At 42.3% G+C, this 25,899-nt stretch carries 19 protein-coding genes; 10 read left to right on the plus strand and 9 right to left on the minus strand.

The features are described 5' to 3' along the window. Positions 1–219 precede the first annotated feature (219 nt). A complete protein-coding gene (locus AAC147_RS15215; RefSeq protein WP_156115305.1) occupies positions 220–1,842 on the plus strand; it encodes an ABC transporter substrate-binding protein in 1,623 nt (540 codons plus the stop codon). Between the two features lie 90 nt (positions 1,843–1,932). Continuing rightward, a complete protein-coding gene (locus tag AAC147_RS15220; protein ID WP_047678306.1) occupies positions 1,933–2,679 on the plus strand; it encodes an SDR family oxidoreductase in 747 nt (248 codons plus the stop codon). A 104-nt stretch (positions 2,680–2,783) separates the two neighbouring features. Here AAC147_RS15220 and AAC147_RS15225 read toward each other — a convergent pair whose 3' ends face one another. From AAC147_RS15225 to AAC147_RS15250, 6 genes are all read right to left on the minus strand, one after another. Next, positions 2,784–3,128, minus strand: a complete 345-nt coding sequence (locus tag AAC147_RS15225) for a SymE family type I addiction module toxin (RefSeq protein ID WP_047678309.1) — start codon at positions 3,126–3,128, stop codon at positions 2,784–2,786. Between the two features lie 240 nt (positions 3,129–3,368). Beyond that, on the minus strand, positions 3,369–3,947 hold the full coding sequence (locus AAC147_RS15230; RefSeq protein WP_047678311.1) for a TerD family protein: 579 nt from the start codon (positions 3,945–3,947) through the stop codon (positions 3,369–3,371). Between the two features lie 97 nt (positions 3,948–4,044). Further along, on the minus strand, positions 4,045–5,103 hold the full coding sequence (locus AAC147_RS15235; protein ID WP_047678314.1) for a TerC/Alx family metal homeostasis membrane protein: 1,059 nt from the start codon (positions 5,101–5,103) through the stop codon (positions 4,045–4,047). 27 nt (positions 5,104–5,130) lie between these two features. After that, a complete protein-coding gene (locus AAC147_RS15240; RefSeq protein ID WP_047678316.1) occupies positions 5,131–5,586 on the minus strand; it encodes a tellurite resistance TerB family protein in 456 nt (151 codons plus the stop codon). A gap of 61 nt (positions 5,587–5,647) precedes the next feature. Further along, entirely contained in the window at positions 5,648–6,796 is a 1,149-nt protein-coding gene (locus tag AAC147_RS15245) for a TerD family protein (RefSeq protein ID WP_047678318.1), read from the minus strand. After that, positions 6,796–7,383, minus strand: a complete 588-nt coding sequence (locus AAC147_RS15250) for a TerD family protein (RefSeq protein ID WP_047678321.1) — start codon at positions 7,381–7,383, stop codon at positions 6,796–6,798. Before AAC147_RS15250 ends, AAC147_RS15245 begins: the two co-directional genes overlap by 1 nt. Positions 7,384–7,873: 490 nt before the next feature. Between AAC147_RS15250 and AAC147_RS15255 the strand changes: the two genes are divergently transcribed. The 4 genes from AAC147_RS15255 to AAC147_RS15270 all read left to right on the plus strand — a co-directional run bounded on the left by AAC147_RS15255 (position 7,874) and on the right by AAC147_RS15270 (position 11,732). After that, on the plus strand, positions 7,874–9,043 hold the full coding sequence (locus AAC147_RS15255; protein ID WP_047678324.1) for a phosphoribosyltransferase domain-containing protein: 1,170 nt from the start codon (positions 7,874–7,876) through the stop codon (positions 9,041–9,043). Between the two features lie 36 nt (positions 9,044–9,079). After that, entirely contained in the window at positions 9,080–10,159 is a 1,080-nt protein-coding gene (locus AAC147_RS15260) for a cysteine protease StiP family protein (protein ID WP_047678327.1), read from the plus strand. A 25-nt stretch (positions 10,160–10,184) separates the two neighbouring features. Beyond that, positions 10,185–11,138, plus strand: coding sequence for an HpcH/HpaI aldolase/citrate lyase family protein (locus tag AAC147_RS15265; protein WP_047678330.1), 954 nt, complete (start codon positions 10,185–10,187; stop codon positions 11,136–11,138). A 90-nt stretch (positions 11,139–11,228) separates the two neighbouring features. Beyond that, positions 11,229–11,732, plus strand: a complete 504-nt coding sequence (locus AAC147_RS15270; RefSeq protein ID WP_047678333.1) for a hypothetical protein — start codon at positions 11,229–11,231, stop codon at positions 11,730–11,732. 46 nt (positions 11,733–11,778) lie between these two features. Here AAC147_RS15270 and AAC147_RS15275 read toward each other — a convergent pair whose 3' ends face one another. Further along, positions 11,779–12,273, minus strand: coding sequence for a TIGR00645 family protein (locus tag AAC147_RS15275; RefSeq protein ID WP_047678335.1), 495 nt, complete (start codon positions 12,271–12,273; stop codon positions 11,779–11,781). 383 nt (positions 12,274–12,656) lie between these two features. Here AAC147_RS15275 and AAC147_RS15280 point away from each other — a divergent pair, with 383 nt between their 5' ends. Beyond that, complete coding sequence (locus AAC147_RS15280; protein ID WP_047678416.1) at positions 12,657–15,878, plus strand: autotransporter domain-containing protein; 3,222 nt, start codon at positions 12,657–12,659, stop codon at positions 15,876–15,878. A gap of 105 nt (positions 15,879–15,983) precedes the next feature. On the opposite strand, the gene AAC147_RS15285 is transcribed toward AAC147_RS15280, so the two are convergent. Together AAC147_RS15285 and sbcD are read right to left on the minus strand one after the other, a co-directional pair. Next, a complete protein-coding gene (locus tag AAC147_RS15285) occupies positions 15,984–19,709 on the minus strand; it encodes an AAA family ATPase (protein ID WP_047678341.1) in 3,726 nt (1,241 codons plus the stop codon). A gap of 76 nt (positions 19,710–19,785) precedes the next feature. Then, positions 19,786–21,009 carry an exonuclease subunit SbcD gene (gene sbcD / locus AAC147_RS15290; RefSeq protein WP_047678344.1) on the minus strand — a complete coding sequence of 408 codons (1,224 nt, stop codon included), beginning with the start codon at positions 21,007–21,009 and terminating at the stop codon, positions 19,786–19,788. Positions 21,010–21,325: 316 nt separating this feature from the next. Here sbcD and phoB point away from each other — a divergent pair, with 316 nt between their 5' ends. The 3 genes from phoB (at position 21,326) to brnQ (ending at position 25,264) form a co-directional block, all read left to right on the plus strand. Beyond that, a complete protein-coding gene (gene phoB / locus AAC147_RS15295) occupies positions 21,326–22,015 on the plus strand; it encodes a phosphate regulon transcriptional regulator PhoB (RefSeq protein ID WP_047678347.1) in 690 nt (229 codons plus the stop codon). A gap of 221 nt (positions 22,016–22,236) precedes the next feature. Then, the gene (phoR, locus tag AAC147_RS15300; protein ID WP_047678351.1) at positions 22,237–23,556 is read left to right on the plus strand and encodes a phosphate regulon sensor histidine kinase PhoR; all 1,320 of its coding nucleotides are present in this window, start codon (positions 22,237–22,239) and stop codon (positions 23,554–23,556) included. Between the two features lie 373 nt (positions 23,557–23,929). Further along, positions 23,930–25,264 carry a branched-chain amino acid transport system II carrier protein gene (gene brnQ / locus AAC147_RS15305; RefSeq protein ID WP_047678354.1) on the plus strand — a complete coding sequence of 445 codons (1,335 nt, stop codon included), beginning with the start codon at positions 23,930–23,932 and terminating at the stop codon, positions 25,262–25,264. The last annotated feature ends 635 nt before the right edge of the window (positions 25,265–25,899 follow it).

Here is a 25,899-nt window from a genome sequence, read left to right on the forward strand (position 1 = left end):
CTTTTTTATTTCTATGTGATATATCAAATAATTATCTAATTAATTTAATTTTGCAATAGATTGATTTTGGTCTGTATATCTTAAGTTAATTAGTTTTTTTAAATTGTTATTTCACAAAATTATTTATTAAATAATAAAATTGAATGTGTGTTTTTTAAGCATAAATAAATATTTCTACTCAATAATAAAAATTACATCACAGCAATAGAGGAAAACGATATGTTAAGTAAAATTATTAATAGAAGAATTAGGTTATTAATTTATTCTATGAGTATGGCTTTGAATGGTATTACACTATCTTATGCTGCAGTTATTCCACCCGGTACACAATTGGATGAAAAACAGGAGGTTATTCGTAATAATGGCGCAGAGCCAGTATCACTTGATGTAGATAAAGTTGAAGATAATGTTTCAATTAATATTATCAATGATTTTTTTGATGGATTAGTTGGTACTAATAAAGATGGTAATATTGAACCCAAATTGGCCGAAAGTTGGGAAACAAAAGATAATCAAAAGTGGATCTTTCATTTAAGAAAAGGTATCAAATGGTCTGATGGGACACCGATCACTGCACATGATGTTGTCTTTAGCTGGCGGCGTTTAATTGATCCTGCAACGGTTTCTCCTTATGGTAGTTATCTTGCTGATACCTCTGTTGTAAATGCCAAAGAGATATTAAAAGGGCAGAAAAAAGTTGAAGAGTTAGGTGTTAAAGCATTGGATGATGCCACTGTTGAGGTGAAGTTAGAGAAGCCCGTTGGTTATTTTTTGCAAGTATTAGCCTTTCCCATTCTGGATCCTATTAATGAGAAAGTGGTGACAAAGTATGGTGATAAGTGGGTACAGCCAGAGCATTTTGTCTCCAGTGGGCCATTCAAATTATCTGAATGGGTTGTAAATGAAAAAATTGTCGGTGTCAGAAATTCTGATTATTGGGATAATAAAGATACGGTAATTAATAAAGTAACGTATTTGCCAATTGAATCAAATAAAGCGGAGTTAAACCGCTATTTAGCGGGGGAAATAGATATCACATTTACCATTCCGTTAGAAGACTTTGCTTCATTAAAGAAAAAAATAGGCGATCAGATCCATATCTCTCCGATCCTCAGTACGTATTATTACCAGTTTAATAATAAAAAGCCTCCATTCAATGATGTCAGAGTCAGACAAGCACTAAATTTAGCTTTGAATCGGGGCATTATTGCCAATAGAATTGTCGCTCAAGGTCAACTGCCTGCTTACACCATACTTCCTCTGGGAATCGGAGGGTTTAAATTTAAACAGCCTGAGTATGCAACTTGGACACAATCTCAGCGTAATAAAAAAGCGCGACAATTATTAAATGAAGCAGGCTTTAATCAGAATAATCCCCTGAAATTTAATCTGACCTATAATACTTCAGAAATACATAAGAAAATTGCTATTGCTGCGGCATCCATGTGGAAAAAGAATCTTGGTGTTATCACCAAGTTGCAAGCTCAGGAATGGAAAGTCATGTTGGATAATGAACATGAGGGTAAGTTTGATGTTGTCAGAGGAGGATGGATTGGAGATTATAATAATCCGATGTCTTTCTTAAATATTTTCTGCACCAATCAAACTAATAATGTTTCATTTTATTCTAATAAAGAATTTGATCATTGGGTGGAAAAAGCAGGTAAAACCAATAGTCAGACATATTTCCAACAAGCTATCGATACCTTTGTAAAAGATGCTCCCATTGCTCCAGTTTATTATGGTGTGACAGCGGTATTAGTAAAACCTTATATCGGAGGGTATTATTCCGATATAAACGGATTTATACCAACGAAAGATCTTTTTGTTGTTAAACATTAATAAGATTTATCTTTCATGATTCCCTAAGCGTGTCACAGTCACAGTTAATTAAAGGAATTACATCAGAAAAATAAAGAGGAAGAGTGCATTATGCAACAAGTCACAATTATTACAGGCGGTTCCCGCGGCATTGGTAAAGCGACAGCGTTGTGTCTGGCAAAGAGAGGGCACCATATTTGTATTGGTTATCGTACTCGTGAAAACAGTGCACATGAAGTTGTGGAGATGATCCGAAACTTGGGGCAGTCGGCAATCTCTGTCCAAGTGGATGTAACAGATGAAAAACAGATCGTGGCCTTGTTCCAAAAGGCAGAAAAGGAACTAGGTTATATATCCGGGCTGGTGAATAATGCCGGTATTTTAAAGCCTCAGGCTACTATTGAGCAGTTAACAGCGGAACGGTTGAATGACATATTTGCTACCAATGTAACAGGATATTTTCTTTGTGCCCGCGAAGCTGTTAAAAGAATGGCCTTTCGTCATGGAGGTAAAGGAGGCGCTATTGTTAACGTTTCATCGGCGGCTGCAAGATTGGGTTCCCCTTATGAATATATTGATTATGCTGCATCAAAAGGTGCTGTTGATACATTGACTATCGGATTATCTCAAGAAGTTGCAGCGCAGGGGATTAGGGTGAACACGGTTCGGCCCGGCTTTGTCTATACAGGAATGCATGCAGATGGAGGTGAGCCGGATAGAATCGAGCGTATTAAAGATTCTCTACCGATGAAAAGAGGAGGGCAGCCAGAAGAAATTGCAGAAGCCATTGCGTGGCTATTGTCTGATGAAGCATCATATGTAACAGGTAATTTCATGGATCTGGCGGGAGGAAAGTAGATTTTTTCGGCGGCTTAAAATTAAATAGTCAACCGGAAAAGAAGGGATAATCTTTCCGGTTGATATCTCCAAGAGATTTTTGACAAAAAACGGCGAACTGTTGCTCAGGCTAACAGTTCTGCTAATTTGGGCTTAAGAATAATTTTTCCAGATGTTATTTCAATATTAATTGGCTGTTCTATCAATTGACTGTCAGTTAGCCAATCACCTGCAATATAGAGTTCACCGTTTTCACGAATATTGTCTATTCCTTGCTCTGGCTTATTTTCAATTTCATTGATCAAGCGGGCAAGATCAGTCTGAGGGGTAAGTAGAGAGATGATTATCCCATCTGAATATTGATGGATATGAAATAATGAATCAGCAATAAATCCAGCCTCATTGAGGGCGCTACCATGCAGAATTAATTCAGGGATATCATTATGGCGAAATAAAACATGAAGACTCATTTGACGTTCCTTGTGTTATTTGAATATGTGGAGATACTTTAGCAGCACTTTATGTTCTGAGAAAATCATGTTGTGAGAAAACGTTAACCCCGTTCGATAAGTTAAAACCCTGCCAATATTATCAGGCAGGGTTTTTAATTACGGTGTGATTTAATCACGGTATAGTAATTAATTCACGATATTGATGGCCTTATATTGAAGTTCGTTACCTGAAAGATCTTAGATTGATCCCAGCCAAGATTAGGCTGCGTTAATACCATACTGAGCGCAAACAGAAGCCAGACCACCAGCATAACCTTGACCAACTGCACGGAATTTCCATTCGCCATTGTGGCGATACAGTTCACCGAACAGCATAGCCGTTTCAATAGAAGCATCTTCTGTCAGATCATAGCGAGCAACTTCAACTTGCGTATCATCATTAACCAGCCGAATGAAAGCCCCTGAAACTTGACCGAAGCTCTGACGGCGTGTTTGCGCATCATGGATAGTGACAACAAAGACAATTTTGTCTACGTCAGCAGGGATCTGGTCCAGTTTGATTTTCAGTGATTCATCATCTCCATCCCCTTCACCAGTACGGTTGTCGCCAGTGTGCATAATAGAGCCATCAGAAGATTTCAGGTTGTTGTAGAAAATGAAATCGGTATCACTGCGTACTTTGCCGTTCGCTGCCAGCAGGAATGCAGAAGCATCAAGGTCAAAATCTTGTCCGTCAGTCGCGCGGGCATCCCAGCCGAGACCGATCAGAACATTTTTCATAGTTGGAGCTTCTTTGCTCAGAGAAACGTTACCACCTTTAGAAAGAGATACACCCATTATTATTTCCTCATTTATTAAATAGTTATTTATTCCCGTCGTCTTTCAAGTTGCAGCTTTGTTGGCTGTACCTTGGAATCCACAGGATATACAGGATTCAGCTTGCTTTTTCTTTCTGGGGAAACAGAAGGCTGGCTATAATACCAGCAGACAGAACCCCTAGTACCACAAACAGACTGGTTGTTGCCGAAATGGAATAACCGTGGTGGAACATATGTTCAGATGCGTTAAGCCCTAATTTAATAGCAATAAAGAACAGCAGGACAATCACGGCTTTTTCCAAGTGCACCAGATACTTTTTCAACGCTTCCAGTACAAAGTAGAGTGTACGCAGGCCTAAGATAGCAAACATCATGGCGCTGTAAACGATTAAAGGCTCGCGGCTGACCGCGATAATCGCAGGTACAGAGTCAAAAGCAAACATGACATCAGACAGTTCAACAACGGCCAGGCACAGCAACAGTGGGGTGGCATAAAATGCTGCCTTGCCAGCACGACCTGTTTTTTCTCGATCCTTTTTTTCTCGATCAATAGCCACATCTGCGTTTTCCGGTTTGGCCAGTTCCGCATTGACTTCTTTCTGGCTGAGTATGAAGGCATGACCACGCAGTTTCGGCCAGATTGGAAAGAAGCGCTTCACCAAACGGTAGGCAAGATGCTGTGAGTAGTCTTCGATTTCATCATCATTGTCACCACTTTTCAGCATCATCACCGCCGTCCAACCGACCACAACAGCAAAGACCATTTCAACCCAGGGCCCTAGCATCAGCAGGCTTGTCCCGATGGCTACAAAAATACCCCGGAAGATAATGGCCCCGATAATGCCCCAGTAAAGAACGCGGTGACGATAACGATCCGGGATCGCAAACCAAGAGAAAATTGCCATGATGACAAACAGGTTATCGACAGAAAGTACTTTTTCCAGCGCATAGCCGGTAATGAACAGACTTGCTACTTCAGCACCGTGATGGACAAACAGGAAGCCCGCGAAAACAAAAGCAATGGCGACCCAGAAAACAGACCAGAGTGCGGCACTGCGTAACGAAATTGGCTTGTCATGACGATGCATAAAGAGGTCGATAAAGAGCGCACCAACCGACAGAAGGATAAATACAGCAACGGTTTCCATCGGAAAACCAATGTGCGTGGATACCATGAAGTAAGCCTCTTAAATTAACTGCGATTACAGTTCAAAATCTGCTGGAGCAAAGCCTAAGGATGTACATATTTCCCTGGCAGCATTTTTTTCATCGTTATCGAAGTCACCATCACTCTTGGCAACGGCAATACCGACGCGTAAAGCAAGTTGTGCCGCTTCCGGCTGCTGTTTCAACGCCATAATGTATTTCATGGCTTCACCTTTGCCGATATCAGCATCAAATTCATAGCTACTGACCAGCTTATTGAAGAATTCGATAATTTCAGTGGTATCGAACACTTTTAGTTCGGGGGAGTTTTTGATAAATCCCACCATTTTTTGTTTTTCTTCAGAGCTGACACCATTGCTTGCCATCGCAACATGTGCGCATACCGCTACAGTACCTTCCATGAATTTTCTGTTTTTGAAACGGCCAACTTGATTGGCCAATTCTTCGCGACCAGCATTGAAAGCTGACTTAATTTTGTTTAAAAAGGACATAAATCCCTCCAATTATGTAATAACCGATTTATATAACAGCGCCTATATCACAGCAGAAGTCTCATTTACTGCCAGATGTCCAGCGAAAACCCCATCCGAAGGCTTTGTCCATTTCTTTGTGCCCACTGAAGTACTGGTTGATGCGTTCTACTCTGATGGCACCATTTTCGTTAACAAGACGGGCAACGGCACACATATTTTTGCGGTTGTGGCCTTCCGTCAGACGCGTTTCGATCGGAGGTTGCCCATTGACATAAATTGTGACAATACCGTCAGTGCTGTTCCAGTTAGGTACACCTTCGTAGATAAAGGCGTAGATCAGAACTTCACTGATGTTTTTCCATTCAAGACCATTGATGTGGAGCCATTCGCCGTCTTTGACATTACCCGTACGATCATCCCCTTGTAGCTGTACGTAGGGATCGTGATGGTAAGAGCCAAAACTCTCTCCTAATGCTTGTATAACTCCACGTGTACCATCACGAAGCCGGACGAATGCACCGAGATCCAGATCCACGCCTTTGTTGGTGTTAAAGATATTCTGGAACATTCCCCGATTAGCAGGAGCAGTGCTCTGATTCCAGTTCAGATTGATGCGTATCTCACCGTAGTTATCACGTTTATTCAGGCTGATAGCGGGTTTTTCTTTGGTAAGAGAAACCTTGCTCAGATTAACGCTGTTAGGAGCCGGCGTTGGTGTTGATATTGGCGCCTCATCAATAATATCGACACCAAAATGCTCAGCTAAGGGCTTGAGACCGCCATTAAATCCTTGAGCAATAAAGCGGAATTTCCACTCGCTGTTGCGGCGATAAAGTTCACCCAGAATCAAGGCGGCTTCTGAACGACCCTGAACTTCAACATGTCCCTGTAAGATCACGCTTCCGTTTAGTTCTACCTGAATAGAGAGATTGTGCAGGTTGGAGATAGTTTGATTGCCGTCGCAAGTCGCAGTAAATGCCACTTTCTGAACCTCTTGCCGCAGAGCGGGCAAGTTAACAGAAAACGCAGTATCGGTATTGCCACCGGACAGGCGAATGGTGTTATCGTCATTATTGGGCTGACCATAAAACACCATGTCCGGGTCCCCCTGAACTTTCCCATTAGCATACAGACGGAAAGCGGAGACATCGACTGATGATCCGGAAAGTACCCTTATGGTCAGTGCCTGGTTGGAGACGGAGGCATTTCCTCCCGGAGTCAGGTTCATTAGCGCACCACCGTTTCAACGATTTGTGGAGACATATTTTCAATGGTACGCCCACGGCAAGCAACACCATGTGCGGTAAAATCCCACTGACCACTGTTACGGCACAGAGAAGAGATAATAATGCCAGTATGAGCGCCTTGTTCGTTTAACTGATAGCGCGCCAGCTCTTTGCCGTTTTGATCAACAACGCGGCAGAAAGCGTTCTCAACATCATTAAAGGTTTGGCCTCGAAAGCTATTAACGGTAAAGGCAAGATATTCAACATCGGCAGGCAGTTTGATCAAATCGACGCTGATGACTTCATCATCTCCGTCACCTTCACCAGTCAGGTTATCGCCGCTATGTTTTACAGAACCACATTCTGAATTCAGTTGACCAAACCAGACAACATCAAGGGTATTACCGAATTTATCAAGCAGGATGCAGCTTGCATCCAGATCGATTTCATTATTGTCTCCGCCGAATAAGCGTGACAAGAAACTTTTTTTTGGGGCTACAGGATCCCATCCCAGACCAAAATCAATTTTAGCCAGTGAAGTGCTCTGTTTACTGAGAGAGACTGACTGATTTTTACTTAATGAAACCATTAATAACACCTCTTATTTATCGGTGAATTGTTTTTATCGTGAATTGTTTTTTATCGTAAATCGTTATCGATGAATTGCGATAATTTCACTTATGGAAAAAATCATAATATGACCAGATATATGCTTAAAATCCTGTCATATTATGATCCCCACAAATTGCACATCTCTATTAAATGCATGATAGAGAGCAACCTGGCTTCGCTTTTTATGATTTCTTGTCCATGATAAAAAGTCAAACAAAATTTGATCATAAAAAATCATATTATGATTGACATAAGCAGAATCTCAGTTCTAGACTGCGATGCATATTTCACCGAATTTAGACTGGAAAACGAATGTATCCATTGTGACCAACGGCAATTTAGCAATAGGCATTTTTTGAGTAACAAGATTTAGTTTATGAAAGGGAAATTTATTTTATGAAAGCATCACAACTGTCACCGCATCACTTTTTGCAATGGCTGAAATTTTTTTAAAAGGCTTCTTTAGTATGACAGTATGTAATCATCTTCAGCGTTACCTATCTCAGGTTGATAACAGCCAGTTCTATAAGAAACAGTTAAATAGCGGAACTTTGACTGTTATGGCTGAACGTGGTGTAACGTCTTTGGAAACATTGTTTGATATTGCTGAACGCCGTAATCCTAAAAGAGCATTCTTATTTGTCAGCAAAGTATTGGGCCGCCATATTCCCGTCAGCCCATCTATTATGCGAGCTGTTTATCGGCAATTGTCAGAACAGTTTCCGATTAATTTGTCTGGCCCTGTGCTCTATATCGGTATGGCAGAAACGGCGGTCGGATTGGCCGCCGGCGTTTTCCAGGAGACGCGGCAAAACGTGGCCTCTTCGGTGTTTCTGACATCAACGCGCCATCCGGTAGAAGGTGAACTGTTGTGTGAATTTAAAGAGGATCATAGCCATGCAACAGATCATCTGATTTACTGGCCGAAAGAAAATCATCTGCGTCAACGGGTAAGCAGTGCCCGTACCCTTGTTCTGATCGATGATGAAGCGACTACCGGTAATACCTTTCTTAATCTGTTCGAGGCCTTGTGTCATGCCGGGCTGGATCAAATAGAACATATCATCACAGTGACACTGACGGACTGGAGTGGTCAAAGCATCATAAGACGCTGTCCGCTCCCTGTCTCTACTGTTTCTTTGATTGAAGGAAATTGGCAGTGGGAGGCAGATAGTTCTGCCCCTGTTCCTGTCATGCCTCAAGTCAATATCACAGCACGGGGAAAGACCGATATTATCGGTATTCAAAACTGGGGACGTCTGGGATTGGCTGATATTCAGTATGATCTTGGTACTGATATTCAGGCCAAAGCCGGTGAGAGGGTGCTGGTACTGGGTTCCAGCGAGTTTGTCTGGCAACCATTTTTGCTGGCGGAACGGCTTGAACAGGAAGGTGCATCTGTGAAGTTTGGTTCGACAACCCGTTCTCCTATCTCTTGTGGGCATGCAATTCAGTCTGTTATGGCATTTACGGATAATTACGGATTAGGAATTCCAAATTTCCTCTATAACGTTGCACACCAACAGTTCGATCGTATACTGCTTTGCCTTGAAACACCGAAAACCTCGGTTGATCCAGCGTTAATCGCGCAATTATCTCTTGTCGCTCCTTGTGTAGAAATTATAACTTATGATTAAGCCAGTTTTTAATACAACTATCGGAACTATAAATAAATGAATGGCTTTGCTCCTTTTTCTGGTTCTTATGCTGCTGATGATATCCAATTTTTGCTGGAACCCGTTCAGATTGAAATGACCCCGGTTGAGGTTAAAGAGCAGTTAATTCAATCTGGTGCTCGTCATTATTCTGATATGTTGAGTCAGGAACCAGAGCCAACCTCTTATCATTTAGATTTGTTCGATAAAGCGTTGCAACTGGGAGCTGCCAGACTGGCAACGGAAGTTGTCATGCTTGCCAAGTCTCTGATATTACGCTTTGGTGATACACCGATTGTGCTGGCGAGTTTGGTCAGGGCGGGAGTGCCTTTAGGCGTCATGCTGCATCAAACTTTGCGGAAGATGGGAAAACGCTCTTATCACTATGGGATCAGTATCATACGGGACCGTGGTATTGACAACGTAGCACTGTCATTTATAGAACAGCAGCATGGCACGGAAGGGTTGGTGTTTGTAGATGGCTGGACAGGCAAAGGCGCAATCATGGCTGAATTATCCCGCTCGCTGGCAGGACGAGCTGGCTATTCGGCGATTCCCCGTTTGGTGGTGCTGGCTGATCCGTGTGGATGTTCATGGCTGGCAGCTTGCGATGATGATTGGTTAATTCCTTTCGGCATCATGGGAGCTCCTGTATCTGGGCTGATATCGCGTTCAATTTGGCGTGAAGAAGGGTTGCACGGTTGTGTGAAATGTGCTCATCTGAGTGAGTTTGAATGCAGCAAGTTGTTAGTTGATACTGTCGCGGAATACCGTGATCGCTTAGATTTGACGACCGTACCAGCAGCGGATTGGCAACCGCAGGAAAAAATGGCGTTGCTGCAATTGAGTAAGACCGTAATTTCAACGCTTGCTGACATCTATAAGATCGATAATATTAACCGTATCAAACCTGGAATTGCAGAAGCAACCCGCGCGGTCTTGCGGCGTATACCGGAACAGGTATTTGTCCGATCACTGGCTGATCCTGATATCGCTTTGCTGGTTTATTTAGCGCAGCAGAAAAATGTTGCTATTACAGAGGTGGGCGATTTAATAGGCCAATATCGCGCGGTAACGATTATAAAAAAAGTAGCATGAAAAGTAGCATGAAAAAGGTAGTCTGATGAAATCGATCCCTTCCGCAAATCAGCTTGGTGCAACGTTGTATATGCCAGCGACCCGCCAGAATATTACTGAGATTGTGCTGCACAATAAAGTTGTAGGGCTGCGCTCTCTGGTGATCTGTCTGGAGGATTCAGTCACTGAACAGGAAATCCCCCATGCTATCGAAAATCTCGTGTTTGTATTACAGGCACTGGCAGAGTCAAAGAATGCTGTTGCCGATATTAAACATCATCATCCTCTGATTTTTATCCGTCCACGCAATGAATCAATGGGACGATATTTGGTCGATACTGTTAATCTTAGTGCTGTCGCTGGCTTGGTTTTGCCTAAATTTACGCAGGTGTCATTATCTGAATGGTGGGAGATTGTCGCCGCAACTCATCTTGGGATCATGCCGACATTGGAAACTGAAGATGTTTTTGATGTGCAACAAATGAATCAACTCGCCGATAAGCTTAAATCCCACCCTTGTTATGAGCGTATTATTGCTTTACGTATTGGTGGTAACGATCTGATGAACCTGATTTCTATGCGGCGCTCGCGTGACCTTACCTTATATGATGGCCCGATGGGGTATGTGATCAAAATGCTGGTAGCTGTTTTTGGCTCGCGGGGTTTTCATTTAACTGCGCCGGTTTGTGAGCATATTGATAATCTGGAGTTGCTTGAGAAAGAGCTGGCACTGGATATAGCTCATGGACTTGTTGGGAAAACGGCTATTCATCCGGGGCAAATAGAACATATTCATCGGGCCTTGATGGTGAATACTCGTGATTACGATGATGCTTTACAGATCCTCAATTCAAATCAGGCGGTATTCAAATTTCAGGGGGCAATGTGTGAACCTGCTACGCACTGGCGTTGGGCGGTGAATATTCTGGAACGGGCGAAATATAACGGCCTCTGTTCGGGAGCTGGTGGAGAAAACTATGGAACTTTTAACCTGTTTTAATATTGATTTACCAGAACGAAAAGCTATGCTGGATGTTGTGTTTATAGTTGATATTAGGAATTAGTATTCCTGACCCGGTAATTGAAAACGATGTTACTTAGCCCCAAACAACTTAGAAATTTCAAATTAACTTTGCTACTTTCGCATGAAAAGCCTGTCAGTAAGGTGAAGGTGATCGAGGCGCTCAGTTGTTCTGAACCGACACTGACTCGCACCTTAAGAGAATTGAGGGATCATTATTGTGCTGACATCCGGTTTAGCAAAATGGGAAACACTTACCAATTAGTTGATAAGGGGATGTTAACCAGGAAAGAAGTCCGCAGAATTGAAGAACTGCTTACTCAGCATAACAACTTTAAATCTAAGGAAGCGACCAGCCATGTATACCTTGATAAGGAGAAAAAAAGATCGATTTCACTGTCGTTGAGGATGTCTGTTATCAGAAAAATAGATGGGCTGTCCAACAGGCTCGGTGCGACCAGAAGTGAAACAGTTGAAATGGTTGTAGACAGGTTTATTGAGGAGTTACAGAAAGAAACAGCCCGTAACAATTCATCACGAAAAAAAGGAGTTTCCCGTAATGCCAGCAAATGATATCAGGCTGGCATCAGGGGAGAGACATGTTGGATAGAATTCTTTGTTAATGATGGTGGCGTGTAAGTTTATCCAGATATCCCATCACAAATGCTGATATAACAAAAGTGAGGTGGATAATGACATACCACATCAATTTATTGTCTGGAACATTGCGGGCATCCATAAAGACACGCAGTAAATGAATTGATGAAATGGCAACAATAGAAGCCGCAACCTTATTTTTGAGTGACGTCGCGTCCATTTTTCCCAACCAATTCAACTTTTCCTTGTTTTCCTCAATATCCAGTGTGGAAACAAAGTTTTCGTAGCCGGAAAACATGACCATTACCAACAACCCACCAACCAGTGCCATGTCAATCAGAGAAAGTAGGGTCAGGATAAGTTCTGATTCAGCAACCGAAAAGATATGTGGCAGGATGTGAATGATTTCCTGAAAGAATTTTATAGCCAGAGCAAACAGGGCCAGTGATAAACCAAAATAAACGGGTGCAAGTAGCCAGCGAGAGGCATACATAGCGTTTTCTATAAATCGTTCCATGGTGTTTTGAATATGTTGTAAAAGGAGCCGTATTATAGATCAAGATTGTGTGAGCTATGAAATACATCTCATTGTTTGTTTCTCTTCTCCTATATTGAAAATGATCTCTGCCAGTAGTGGGAGATCCCCTTTCTCCTTTAGGAAAAATTTCCCCACCATAAATGTTATTCGTTGGTACACCCTATTAAATAAAGTTATATAAATGAATATTAATTGTTAATTAAGTGTGCAATTCTGCGTGTGTCATTATTGATTCATGTGGGATTTATTGGCAAAGAAAAATATCGCAGTGTTATTTGCGTCAATCCCTTTGAGTTCGTTACAGAGTTTTTTTGCGGTATGGCAATGATGTTTTGGCAAATCAACAATGGACAGTGATTGAAATGAATAAGAAAAAGACAGGTCTATTTAAGAATACCCCATCCGAAATTAATCTATTCAAAACTAATCTATTCAAAACTAATTTATTCAAAACGAAACCATGTGTACTTTACTATGCCGTTGCTTGTTGTCTTGCGGCTGGCAGCGTCGGAGCATATGCGGAAAATTATATTGAAACTGGTAAGTTGGGCGATCCTGCCAGTTGGCACTCAGGTGAATTCCTTGCAGAGTGGGGGCTTGGTGCTATTCACGCAGATGAAGCATATGCAAAAGGCTATACCGGTAAAGGGATCAAACTAGGAATATTTGATCAGGCTGTTTACGCTAAGCATCCTGAGTTTGTAGGAAAAGATAAGGTGATCAATCTTTACACCTTCGGAATACGTGAGTATACCGATCCCTATATTGCGGTGAAGAAAGGTGATCCCTTCTCTTACGATGGTACGCCGAGCCAACAACGGGGGGGCAAATTGGGAAATCACGGTACTCATGTTGCTGGTATTGCTGCCGGTAGCCGTGATGGCGGGAAAATGCATGGTGTGGCCTATGATGCCCAAATCATTAGTGCTGAAAATGGCGATCCCGGCCCTGAGGATGGCATTATTTTAGGTAATGACGGTGGTGTATATCAGGCTGGATGGGATGCACTGATAGCAAGTGGAGCCCGTATTATCAATAACAGTTGGGGCATTGGTATTGATAAAAAGCTTGAAGATGCAGGGAGGGATCCCAAAGGGCCACATTTCCATCTGGAACATGCCCAGAAACAGTTCGATCAAATCAAACCAATATTGGGAACAAAACCGGGTGGTGCGTATCAGGGCGCAATTGATGCCGGGCGTAATGGCATTGTGACCATTTTTGCTGCGGGTAACAGCGGCAACTATAATGAACCGGATGCTATAGCGGGTTTGGCCTGGTTTGTCCCAGATATAGCACCAAACTGGTTGACGGTTGCCAGTGTGCAAAAGGATGCGAATAGCAGCAATAAAATTCCCTATAGTACCTATAGTATCAGTGGATTTTCATCCCGCTGTGGTTATACCGCCAGTTTGTGTGTCAGTGCACCTGGTAGTTACATATATAGCTCAGTGATAAATGGCACAAGTGTGGATACGCTAAAAACCGATTATGAAAAATTCAGTGGCACTTCAATGGCAGCCCCTCACGCTGCTGGTGGTATTGCTATTCTGATGGAGCGTTTCCCGTATATGAGTGGTGCTCAGGTTTCTTCTGTGCTTCGTACTACTGCTACTGATATGGGCAAACCAGGCATTGATGAGATTTACGGTTGGGGAATGATTAACCTCGGTAAAGCGATAAATGGCCCTGGCATGTTTTATACGGCAGAGGATATTCCAACGACTTTTCGTATTCCTGATCCAGAGGGTGTTATTTATGGGGATGGACAGTTTATCGCTGATATTCCCGGCGTTGGTGCTGTTCTCGACAAAGGCAAACCGACCGAACGTGTTTGTGAAGGCAGACAGTGTGAATTTGATATCTGGAGTAATGATATCAGTGGCCACGGTGGGTTAACCAAACAGGGTAATGGTGCGTTATTTCTCACTGGCAAGAATACTTATTCTGGCCCGACAGTAGTTAAACAGGGATTATTGGGGATCAGCGATTTGCTGGCTTCCTCTGTTCTGGTAAAAGATAACGGTGTATTCAGTGGTTATGGCACCCTCGGTTCCCTTGTGGTTCAGCGTGGAGGAACGGTCAGTCCGGGTTATTCTATTGGTAAACTCAATGTTTCTCGTGAAGTTACCTTTGAGGCTGACTCCCGTTATTCTGTTGAAATCACATCTGCTGGACGCAATGACAGCATCCATGCAGGGGGTAAGGTACAAATCAACGGCGGTAAGGTAGAAATCGCTCTCCTGAACAGTAATAACCTCCTTTCTCGCGATAATCTTGCTGACGATAAAGCGTATAACCTGACAGGTCGGCAGTATCATATTCTCAGTACAGAAAAAGATATCAGCGGGCGTTTTGATAAAGTTGATTCTAACTACCTCTTTTTGAACACTAACTTGTCATATCAACCCAGTCAAGTGACGCTCAATATAGCCCGTAATAATACCGCTTTTGCCGATGTAGCACTGACGCAGAATGAACGCTCTGTGGCTGGTGCTGTTGATTCCCTCGGTGCGGGTAATCCGGTTTACGAGAGTATTTTGCCTTCTACTTCTGCCGATCAGGTTCGTCCTGCTTTCAAACAACTTGATGGACAGATCCATGCGGACATAACTTCTGCATTGGTTAATGAAAGCCGTTACTTGCGTGATACCCTGAATGCCCGATTGAGGCAGGCTGAAGGTCGTTCGTTATCATCCGGTATTTATGCGGAGAATAATAACGTAGATAGTAATCATGCAGATGGTAATCATGGAGAGAATAAGGGAGCGTGGGTTCGTTTGCTTGGGGCATGGAGTCATGGCTCCGGTACACTTAATGCTACTGGCTATCAGTCTTCCACTTACGGGGTACTACTCGGAGCTGACGGTTCGATTGATAATTATAGTCATTTTGGTATCGCCACTGGTTATACCCGTACCTCTCTTGACGGTGGCTACCATACCAGTGCCGACAGTAATAATTATCACATCGCTCTTTATGGTGATCGTCGCTTTGGTGATCTGGCGCTGCGTACCGGAGGTGGATACACCTGGCATCGCATTGATACCAATCGTCCTGTCAACTATGGCTATCAGTACGATCGCGGGGAAGCAAAATATGGTGGTCGGACGGCACAGTTATTCGTTGAAGCTGCGTACAATCTGCCTGTAGCTCCGGTAAGTCTGGAACCGTTTATAAATCTTTCTTATGTTGGTTTCCGTAATAATGGTATTAACGAAAATGGTGGCCCCGTAGCGCTTCAGGCTGATAAACAACATACAGAAGCAACGCTTTCCACACTTGGATTACGTGCTAACCATGATTGGCAGACCAAGTGGGGAGCGACTGTTGCCCTGCATGGTGAGTTAGGTTGGCAACACCAGTATGGTGAACGTGAACGCGCGGTGAGTTCAGCGTTTCGTGGAAGTAACAAAATTTTCGTTACCCACAGTGTTCCGGTTTCGCGTGATGGCCTTGTCTTGAAGGCAAATGCTGAAATGACAGCAGGCAAGAATGTGTCATTTACGCTTGGTTATAGTGGATTGTTATCTTCCGCACATCAGGACAATAGTGTTAATGCTGGTTTTGTCTGGCGGTTCTGACGATAGGTGTATAACTAATATCTAGAACAATTATCAATATTGCACCGTAAAATCCGTCTCTGGACGGATTTTACGGCAGGCAAATTCCCTTATGATCTTGTTATATCAACTTCTGTTATGGCAATGAACACTAAATTCCGGCGATAACTTACTGACGCCTAATCCATTCATTTTTTCTACTTTGATTTGCACAGGGATACGCTCTTTCATCGCTTCAACATGGCTGATAACACCGATGGTTTTTCCTGTTGCATTCAGGTGATCGAGAGCATCCAGAGCGATATCAAGGGTTTCTGAGTCCAGAGTACCAAAGCCTTCATCAAGGAACAGGGATTCTATCTGAGTTTTGTTGCTGACCAGATCAGACAGAGCCAATGCCAGCGCCAGACTAACGAGGAAACTCTCACCACCTGAGAGGGTTTTGGTATCTCGAATTGCATCGGCTTGCCAGGTATCGACAATCTGTAATTCTAATCCACCATCATCTTTGCTTTGTCGTTTTCGCTGTAGATAGTAGCGGCCGTGTAATTTTTCTAACCGAATATTTGCCAGATAGACTAAATGATCCAATGTTAACCCTTGAGCAAAACGCCGGAACTTGGCACCATCAGCGGAGCCGAGTAAGTTATTGAGATAGCTCCAGTCATCGTAGTTTTGTTGTGAAAGGGCAATTTGTGTCAGTAGTTCCTGTTGCTGATGCCGACGATTAGCATCGCTGTTGAGTCGGTTTTTTACTGCGCCTTGTAGCTGATTATTTTGTTTCAGTTCATCGGTGATATTAGCCAAGAGTTCGGTTACTTGTGACGGTTCGTATTGTTTCAGCAGTAACGGTGATTTTTCTCTATGCCGTTGTAATATAACTTCTGATTCGTAGTATCGTGTTTTAGCTTGCAGGCTCTGTTTGGTCAGTTGTTCTTGTAATTGTTGCAGAACTTCTCGCTGTTCAGGCATCAGCAAAGCTTGCTCAAAAGCAGCTTGATTAGAAAAACCTTGTTGGTGCAACCCTTGTTGGAAAGCGTTGGATGTTAATTTACACTCGGTTTCGGCAGTGTGATAGTTTCGTTCAATTTCACTGGCTGCGCCCGTTAATTGATTCATTTTGTCCTGTAACTGCTGCAAAGCTGTCGTCGCTTGTTTATAGGCGGTATCCAATTTATTTGTCTTTTGCTGTAATTCCTGACGGATGGCACTGATGGATTGTTCGCCAAATAATTGATAACGCTCTTGTTGTGTTTTTTGCAATAACAGTTTTTGCTGTTGTTGCTGTTCACTCAATGTTTGCAGTTTATCGATCAGCTTATCTTTTTGCTTTTTCAGTTCATCAAGTTTACTTTGCAGGGCTGCCTGTTCCCGTTGTAATTGTTGCCACTTTTCTCGCGAAGCGTGATAGTTTTTTAATTCGTTATCACGTAGCTGTAACCAGTTCTCAGCCTCCGGCGGTTCCGGTAGTACAAATGGCGTATCATGTAATTCGGAGGTTAGCTGTTCTGTTATGGTTGTGCATTCTGCTTCTGTCTGGCGCAGCTCTGCTGTATTTTCAGTTAATTGTCTCTGATAAGTATCTTGTTTGACCCTTTCCAGAGCGATTTCTTGTTCGTACGATTTGGACTGTTCACGATGATTCGATAGCGATTTTTCCGCAGTCTGATACTGTTTTTCAGCTTGTAATAGTGTTTCGTACTGTTTCTGGTGTTGTAGGTAAGCCGCTTTCCGTTGATCAATAAAATGACCTATATCCCCTGTTTCTGCTGATAATTCATCTACTGTAAATTCAGAGGATTGTAGCTGTTGGTAATGGTGTTGCCACTGTTTAATCATCTCTGCCAGTTGAGAGGTGAGGTGTGTAATGGATTGCTGTAATTGCTCACTTCGCTCTTGTTGAAGCTGCTGTTTTTGCTGTAAAGCAGAGCGTTCTCCTTGTAACTGTTCTGTTTTCTGGCTCAGGACTTTTAAGCGCTCTTCTGATTTTGGCAGGGCGATATTTTGGTATTCGGTGATCAAAGGGTGATGCGTTGCCCCACAAAGCGGACAGGCTTCACCTTCCTTCAATTGGTTGCGTTCTTGTTCCAGGCTGATGATCCGCTGTTCCAGACGGATACGTTCAGCTAAATCCTGATGATGTTGCTGCGTTTCTGTTAATTGCAGTTCAAGAGCGGTTATCTGAGTGGGTAAAGGTTCCAGTAATATCTGAGTTTGTGCAAGTTGTGCCTGATTATCTGAAATCGTTGCCTGTAATTGCTGGATCTGGGGCTGCAAAATCTCCAGTTGGTTTTGTGAACTGAGTTGTGACTGGTAATCTGATAACTGTTTTTGTAACTGTTCCAATGGGTGAATGGCCTGCAAGCTACTCAGTTCTTTTTCGGCAAGGATCAGTTCATCCTGTAATGGCTGGTTTTGTGCAGCTTGTTGTACCAGCACCGTATTTAAGGCATTCAGATGCTCATTTGTACAGGTTAGCTCAGTGGTAATTTGCTGGTTTTTTTGTCTGAGCCTGGTTATATGGCTTTGTTTTTCTTTCTGGCGAGAAAAGAGCTGTTTCCATTCAGGCAGTTTACTTTCTATCTTACGGAAATAAGAGTGTTCTTCGTAGTATGTTTCCAGCGTTTTTTGTTCTTTATTCAGTGTGGTGTACTGAGTTTTCGTCACTTGATATTGAGACAATATTTCTGTCAGTTCACGATGATATGCAGTAACTTCTTTTTCTTGAGTGAGCAAATCTTTCGATTGAATTTCAATCTTATGATCGAGTGGCACAATGTGCTCAGCAATCAGTTTTTCCTGCCGCATATGGTGCTGTATATGCTCTTTTTGGGTATTTTCCAGCTCAACCTGCTTTCGTTGGGCTGGTTGTAATAAAGAACATTGTTGTTCAATCTCATGTGCTATTTTTTTGTGTTGCTCATCAAGCCGTTGCTTTTCATTACAAGCCCGATTTTGAGCATCCCACAATGAGCGAAGTTTTTCGGCAGGCTCACTGACAGCCAGTTGTTGTAATTGGGGGTAGGCATCTTGAATAGCTTGCTCTGCCTGCTGAAAAAGTAATTTGTTATTAGTTAATGTTTGCTCTAATTCATTTTGTCGTACGAGCCAATGTTCGGTTGTCTGTAAGTCTTTAATTTGTTGGTTGAGCTGAATTTCTGCTGCGATAAGCTGTTGTTGCTGATTTTGGGATTCTTCGATCTGTGCCAGAGTTAATAATTCAATTGAAGAAGCCTTTGCTTGTTGGATACTTAATTCAGATTGGGCGTCTTTGTGGCGTTGATAAATTTCCTGCGACAGGATGCCATAAATTTCTGTACCGGTTAGTTCTTCCAGTAGATCGGCACGGTCTTTATCATCTGCATTTAGGAATGCGGCAAAATCACCTTGTGACAGGAGGATAGATTTAGTAAAACGTTTGAAATCAAGACCAGTTATTTCAGCAATTTTCTCTTTTTTATCCGGTATCTTGTCAGCTAAAATCTTGCCTGTTTTTTTGTCTGCTAATTCTCCTTTCGGGTGCTGGAGTTTGCCGTCAGCTTGATTGCGGGCACGACGCTGGCTCCAGAAGGCACGATAAGCAACCCCTTTAACTTCGAACTCAACTTCTGACAAGCATTCGGCTGTATGGCGGGTCATTAATTCATTCTGATTGGCTGAAATGGTCTTGAGCCGTGGGGTTTCGTGATATAAGGCGAGGCAGATAGCATCCAACAAGGTCGTTTTTCCTGCACCTGTCGGGCCGGTAATAGCAAATAATCCGTTACTGGCAAAAGGCTCTGCTGTGAAATCGATTTTCCATTCACCCTGTAGGGAATTAATATTTTTTAGCCGTAAGCTAAGAATTTTCATGCTATTGCATCCTACTCTTTTTTCTGAGCCATTGTTTTTGAACTATAGTTTTTGAACTATAGTTTCTGAGTCGTTATTACTGGGTATGTTGCTGAGCAATATCGTCCAGTGTTTGCCTGAAAAGGGTAGTCAGGCGTTGTTTCTGCGTTTGATCGTCAATTTCGGCTAATGCCAGTCGTCTTTCGAAAACTTCGTATACACTCAATTCGGTAAGTGTCTCTTTGTTTTTTTCCGACAATAAGATTTGTCGTGTGGTTTTACTACGCCGTAAAAGGATAATTTCGACTGGCAGATCGACAACCATAGACTGAATGCGTTTCTGAATGTCATGCAGGTAATCTTGAGTTGCAACTTCAATATCCAGCCAAATAGGACGTTCTCCCTGATAGTCACTGAAAGTTTGTAATTGTTCCTCGATTTGCTGCAAATTCCCCCGGATTAATTGCATGGGCTGATAAGCAGGAATGGGTAACAGGGTGACACCATTAAACTTGTCCTCCTTAAATTCAACCAAACAGACACTTTTCTCTTGCCCGACTTCATCGAAACTTAAGGGGATGGGTGAGCCACTGTAACGAATATATTCAGCCTGATTGATAAGTTGTGGACGATGAATATGCCCCAGAGCAATATAGTCAGCAGGAGGAAACGCTTGAGCGGGGAAGGCATCCAGTGTGCCAATATAAATATCTCGGACAGAATCCGAGGTAGAAGCCCCTACAGTGGTCAGATGCCCGGTTGCGATAATCGGCAGAGGGCGACCAAGTTGTTCCCGTAATAGGCAAGCCTGTTGATAGAGCTGATGATAGTGTTCCGTAATAGCATCTTGTAATACCTGCTGTTTCTGGATGGCTGATTGCCCCGCTTGGCTTATCATGATATCCCGTGGGCGCAGATAAGGAATGGCACAGAGAATGGCTCCAGGTTGACCACTTTTGTTATTCAGTAACTTAATTTGTTGTTGGATATCAGTTTCTGCACAAGCAATGACGGTAGTATTCAGGTAAGAAAATAAGGTCTTTGATTCATTGAGTGTGGCGACGGAATCATGATTTCCACCAAGAATAACGAGCTGACAGCCAGTAGATTGTAAGTCCACGACAAACCTGTTGTATAACTCACGGGCGTAACTGGGTGGAGAGCCCGTATCAAAAACATCTCCGGCGATAATCAAGGCATCAACCTGATATTCATTTATTTGCCCAATAAGCCACTGTAAGAAGTGTTGATGCTCTGCGGCACGATTTTTGGTAAAGAAATATTGCCCAAGATGCCAGTCTGACGTATGAATGATTCGCATATTTTTTACTCTGTTTTTCTTACCTTGCTTTTCTTGTTTTGTTTTTTTTTTTGCTGTTTCAGCTTTCCGCTTTTCCGTCCGGCTATTAATTATAATGAGTACTCAAGGGATGTCGTGTGTAATTATGATTTCATTCGCAGGTTTTCGAGCAGCTTCGCAACCACAATGAAATATGGCAGCGATGTCATAAATTCCCTGTAATGTTGATTACAGTTTTATGATGAAGACGGCAGGATTTCATAAAACTGTAATAAAATTGACTCACAATGAATTACTGTGAGTTTTGCTGACGTCAATAATATTGGCAGGATTAACCATGGTTAGACGTATTTTGGTTGTTGAAGATGAAACCCCGATTCGTGAAATGGTGTGTTTTGTGCTGGAGCAGAACGGGTATGAACCTGTTGAAGCAGAAGATTATGATACAGCTATCGGGCGTTTGTCGGAGCCTTACCCTGATTTAGTATTATTGGACTGGATGCTGCCTGGTGGCTCAGGAATACAAGTTATTAAACAAATGAAGCGCAGCAGTAATACCAAAGATATTCCTGTCGTCATGGTGACTGCGAGGGGAGAAGAAGAAGATCGGGTTCGTGGGCTTGATGTTGGCGCAGACGATTACATCACTAAGCCATTTTCTCCAAAAGAATTGATTGCTCGTGTTAAAGCTGTATTGCGTCGTATATCTCCCATGGCAGCGGAAGACATTATCAATATGAATGGGTTGATGTTGGATTCCGTATCCCATCGAGTTTCCAGTCAGGGGCAGGATGTGGATATGGGGCCAACAGAATTCAAACTGCTCCACTTTTTCATGACACATCCTGAACGTGTTTATAGCCGTGAACAGTTACTCAACTATGTATGGGGAACGAATGTTTATGTGGAAGATCGTACTGTTGATGTGCATATCCGTCGATTACGTAAGGCGCTTGAAACCGGTGGACACGATAAAATGGTACAGACTGTTCGTGGTACAGGTTATCGTTTCTCCACCCGTTATTAATCTGTCTGGTTTTTATCGCTTGGATTTTTGTGGATAGATTTTGTGTGGATAGATTTTGTGTGGATAGTCTTTATGTCGAAGTCCTTATGTGGATAGGTCTTATGTGGGCAGATTTGTTGAATACCACTTAGTGAACAAAACCAGATGAGCAAAATCAGGTAAAAAGTTAAGTAAAACAAATAATTATGATAAGCATTTAATTTCATGCCGGAGAGAATCACGTGCTGGAGCGGTTATCCTGGAAGCAGTTAGTACTGGGTCTGTTTGTTTTTTGTCTGCCTGCGATCATTTTATCTTTCTTTATTGGTCAGTTGGCGTGGTTGCTGGTGGTTGCATTATTGCTGGCTCTGGTATGGCATGGTTACAACTTGCTGAAATTATCAGACTGGCTTTGGCTGGATCGCAGTATGTTGCCTCCTTCAGGTCGTGGTGGTTGGGAACCCATATTTTATGGCATTTATCAGTTGCAGCAACGTAACCGTAAGCGTCGTCGGGAGTTGGCATTACTGATAAAACGGTTCCGTAGTGGGGCGGAATCATTACCGGATGCGCTGGTGATGATGACAGTGGAAGGTAATATTTTCTGGTGTAATCGCTTAGCTCAACATTTATTAGGATTCCGCTGGCCTGAGGATAATGGGCAGCCTATTTTTAATTTGCTTCGCTATCCTGATTTCAGTCGTTATATGACTGCGGGCGATTTTACTTACCCTCTTTCTATCGAATTAAATAATAGTCATTTGGTGGAATTCCAGTTAATGCCATATGCAGAAGGGCTACTATTGATGATCGCCCGTGATATTACACAAAAGCGGCGATTGGAAAATTTCCGACGCGATTTTTTTGCCAATGCCAGTCATGAGTTGAGAACACCATTAACAGTACTGCAAGGTTATCTGGAAATGATGCAGGATCAGGAGCTGAGTAGAGAAACAAACCAGAAAGCGATCGGGATAATGCAGGAGCAGATCCGAAGAATGGATGGTCTGGTTACACAACTATTGCATCTCTCCAGAATTGAAATCGGATCGCAGGTGGATATGCATGATATTGTTGATGTGCCTGCTATGTTGGCTTTATTGCAGCAAGAAATGCTGACACTGGCAGATAAACGGTATGATATTGCGTTTGATATCGATGAAAAACTACGGGTTTTCGGGAATGAAGAACAACTGAGAAGTGCAATGTCGAACCTTGTTTACAATGCGATTAACCACACAGTGGAAGGTACTCGCATTGTAGTTAGTTGGTCTAGATCCTCTCAGGGAGCACTGTTCAAAGTCGAAGATAATGGTCAAGGGATCAGCCAAGAACATTTACCGCGCCTGACTGAGCGTTTTTATCGGGTTAATCGTGCTCGTTCACGACAAACAGGTGGAAGTGGGTTGGGGTTGGCGATCGTGAAACATGCTTTGCTTCATTACAATACACATCTCGATATTTCAAGCACTGTAGGCAAGGGTTCCACATTTAGTTTCTTGTTGCCTCAGCCGCTTGTTGTCTCTGATATAGGTAAACTGATTAAAAAATCAAAAGGTTAATGTAATTAATGGTAATAACACGGGCAAAAAAATGATTTATTAATCAAAGTGAATAAAAAAAGTGCAAATCATATAGTGTGTATTCAATGATAGATGATAATAATCACTAGTTTTAAAAATTAGTTTGAGATATTACTCTGCTTTTTGGTTTGTTACTTGCCTTTTAGCGCTATAAAAGTTTTACTTGGAGGCAGTTGTTGGCGATTCTAGCTGTTCTTACCACTACCATTCTGTGTCTTGCGAGTATCAGGAAATATGATACTTATCACTGACTGTTAAACCAGGATCCTGTTTCGCCAGTGAAAATTCAAGTATTTGTAATAGTAACTATTGCATATGCAATTCTTTCAGTAACAATAAGTTAACAATCATTATGACATACCGTTTATCATCTAAGGATATTTGGGCATTAGGCTTTATGACTTTTGCTCTGTTCGTTGGTGCGGGAAATATCATTTTTCCACCTATGGTTGGCTTGCAGGCGGGTGAGCATGTTTGGGTCGCTGCCGCTGGTTTTTTGCTTACTGCTGTAGGTCTACCTGTCATTACCGTTATTGCTTTGGCGAAAGTAGGTGGCGGGATTGAAGCACTGAGTTCCCCTATCGGTAGGACTGCGGGTTTAATACTGGCGACTGTCTGTTATCTGGCTGTTGGCCCGCTGTTTGCAACACCGAGAACTGCGACAGTTTCTTTTGAAGTAGGTATTGCTCCGTTGGTAGGCTTCGGAGAACTTCCGCTTTTCATTTACAGCATAATCTATTTCTTACTGGTGGTTTTGGTCTCACTTTATCCGGGCAAATTACTGGATAGCGTTGGACATGTGTTGGCACCAATCAAAATACTGGCATTGGTAATTCTGGGCGTTGCCGCTGTGTTATGGCCAGCGGGCCATTCTATTCCTGCTATTGAGACTTATCAGGAAATTCCGTTTTCAAATGGTTTTGTGAATGGGTATTTAACCATGGATACCCTTGGCGCAATGGTATTTGGCATTGTTATTGTTAATGCTGCGCGTTCCAGAGGGGTGGAATCTTCTTCATTGTTGACCCGCTATACTATGTGGGCTGGTTTGATTGCAGGGCTTTGTCTGGCTCTGGTTTACCTCTCTTTGTTCAAATTGGGGGAAGGCAGCGGCATACTAGTACCAAAAGCTGACAATGGTGCGACTATCCTGCATGCTTATGTTCAGAGTGTTTTTGGTAACTATGGAAGCTTTTTTCTTGCGGTATTGATCTTCATAGCCTGTATGGTAACTGCAATAGGCTTAACCTGCGCTTGTGCTGAGTTCTTCAGCCGTTATCTGCCGCTCTCTTATCGCACATTGGTTCTAAGCCTGGGGTTGTTCTCCATGCTGGTTTCCAATTTGGGTTTGAGCCATCTGATTACATTTTCAATTCCGGTGCTCACAGCAATTTATCCGCCTTGTATCGCACTGATATTATTAAGTTTTACTATTCGTTGGTGGAATAACTTCACCCGTATTCTGGCTCCTGCTATGTTGGTCAGCCTGATGTTTGGGGTTTTGGATGCCATGAAATCATCTGAGTATTTATCACACTTACTGCCTAAATGGGCAACTCATTTGCCATTAGCAAATCAAGGGCTGGCATGGTTAATACCGACGCTGTTGTCAGTGGTAGTATTTGCTATTTATGATCGCATTGCGGGAGAAAGCAAACTTCCAAAGCATGAAATCCAGCAGGGATAAGGCTGATATACAACTCATTAATTCTTCTGTAAGAAAATAATTCGGGCGGCATAAATCAATGCCGCTTTGATACCTGTTGGCTCTGTCTTTCCTATAAAATAATAATAATATCTATCAATAAATATAAAACTAAATTCCACTATATATCTTTTCATAATAGTGAGAATATTGGCATGTGGTGTTTCCTTACCCCACACATCGTGCGAGGTAAGGAATAGTCCTGTCATTTTGAAAAGCTATATAGATTATAACTAATAAATTTTCTGTTGAACTCAATAATTATTAGAAGATGCTTGGTGGGTAAATTTAAGGGTTATTGATGAAAATGAATAAAAAATGCAAATCATATATTATGCATTCAATTATAGATAATAATAATCACTATTTTTAAAAATTAGTTTAGGATATTATTCTGCATTTTGGTTTGCTACTTGTCTTTTGGCGATATAAAAGCTTTACTTATGGTCTGTTATTGGCGATTCTAGTTGTTACTATCATTTTTTATCTTACGGGTATCATTGAATATAAAACGCTCCCCGCATTAAAGTAAGAATTTAGTCTCACCAATGAAAATTTCAGTAATTGCAATAGTTACTTTATTTACATGCGTAACTAAATATATAGCATTTACTATT

The sequence above is a fragment of the Xenorhabdus sp. NBAII XenSa04 genome, assembly GCF_963866145.1.
Lineage (GTDB): Bacteria > Pseudomonadota > Gammaproteobacteria > Enterobacterales > Enterobacteriaceae > Xenorhabdus > Xenorhabdus indica.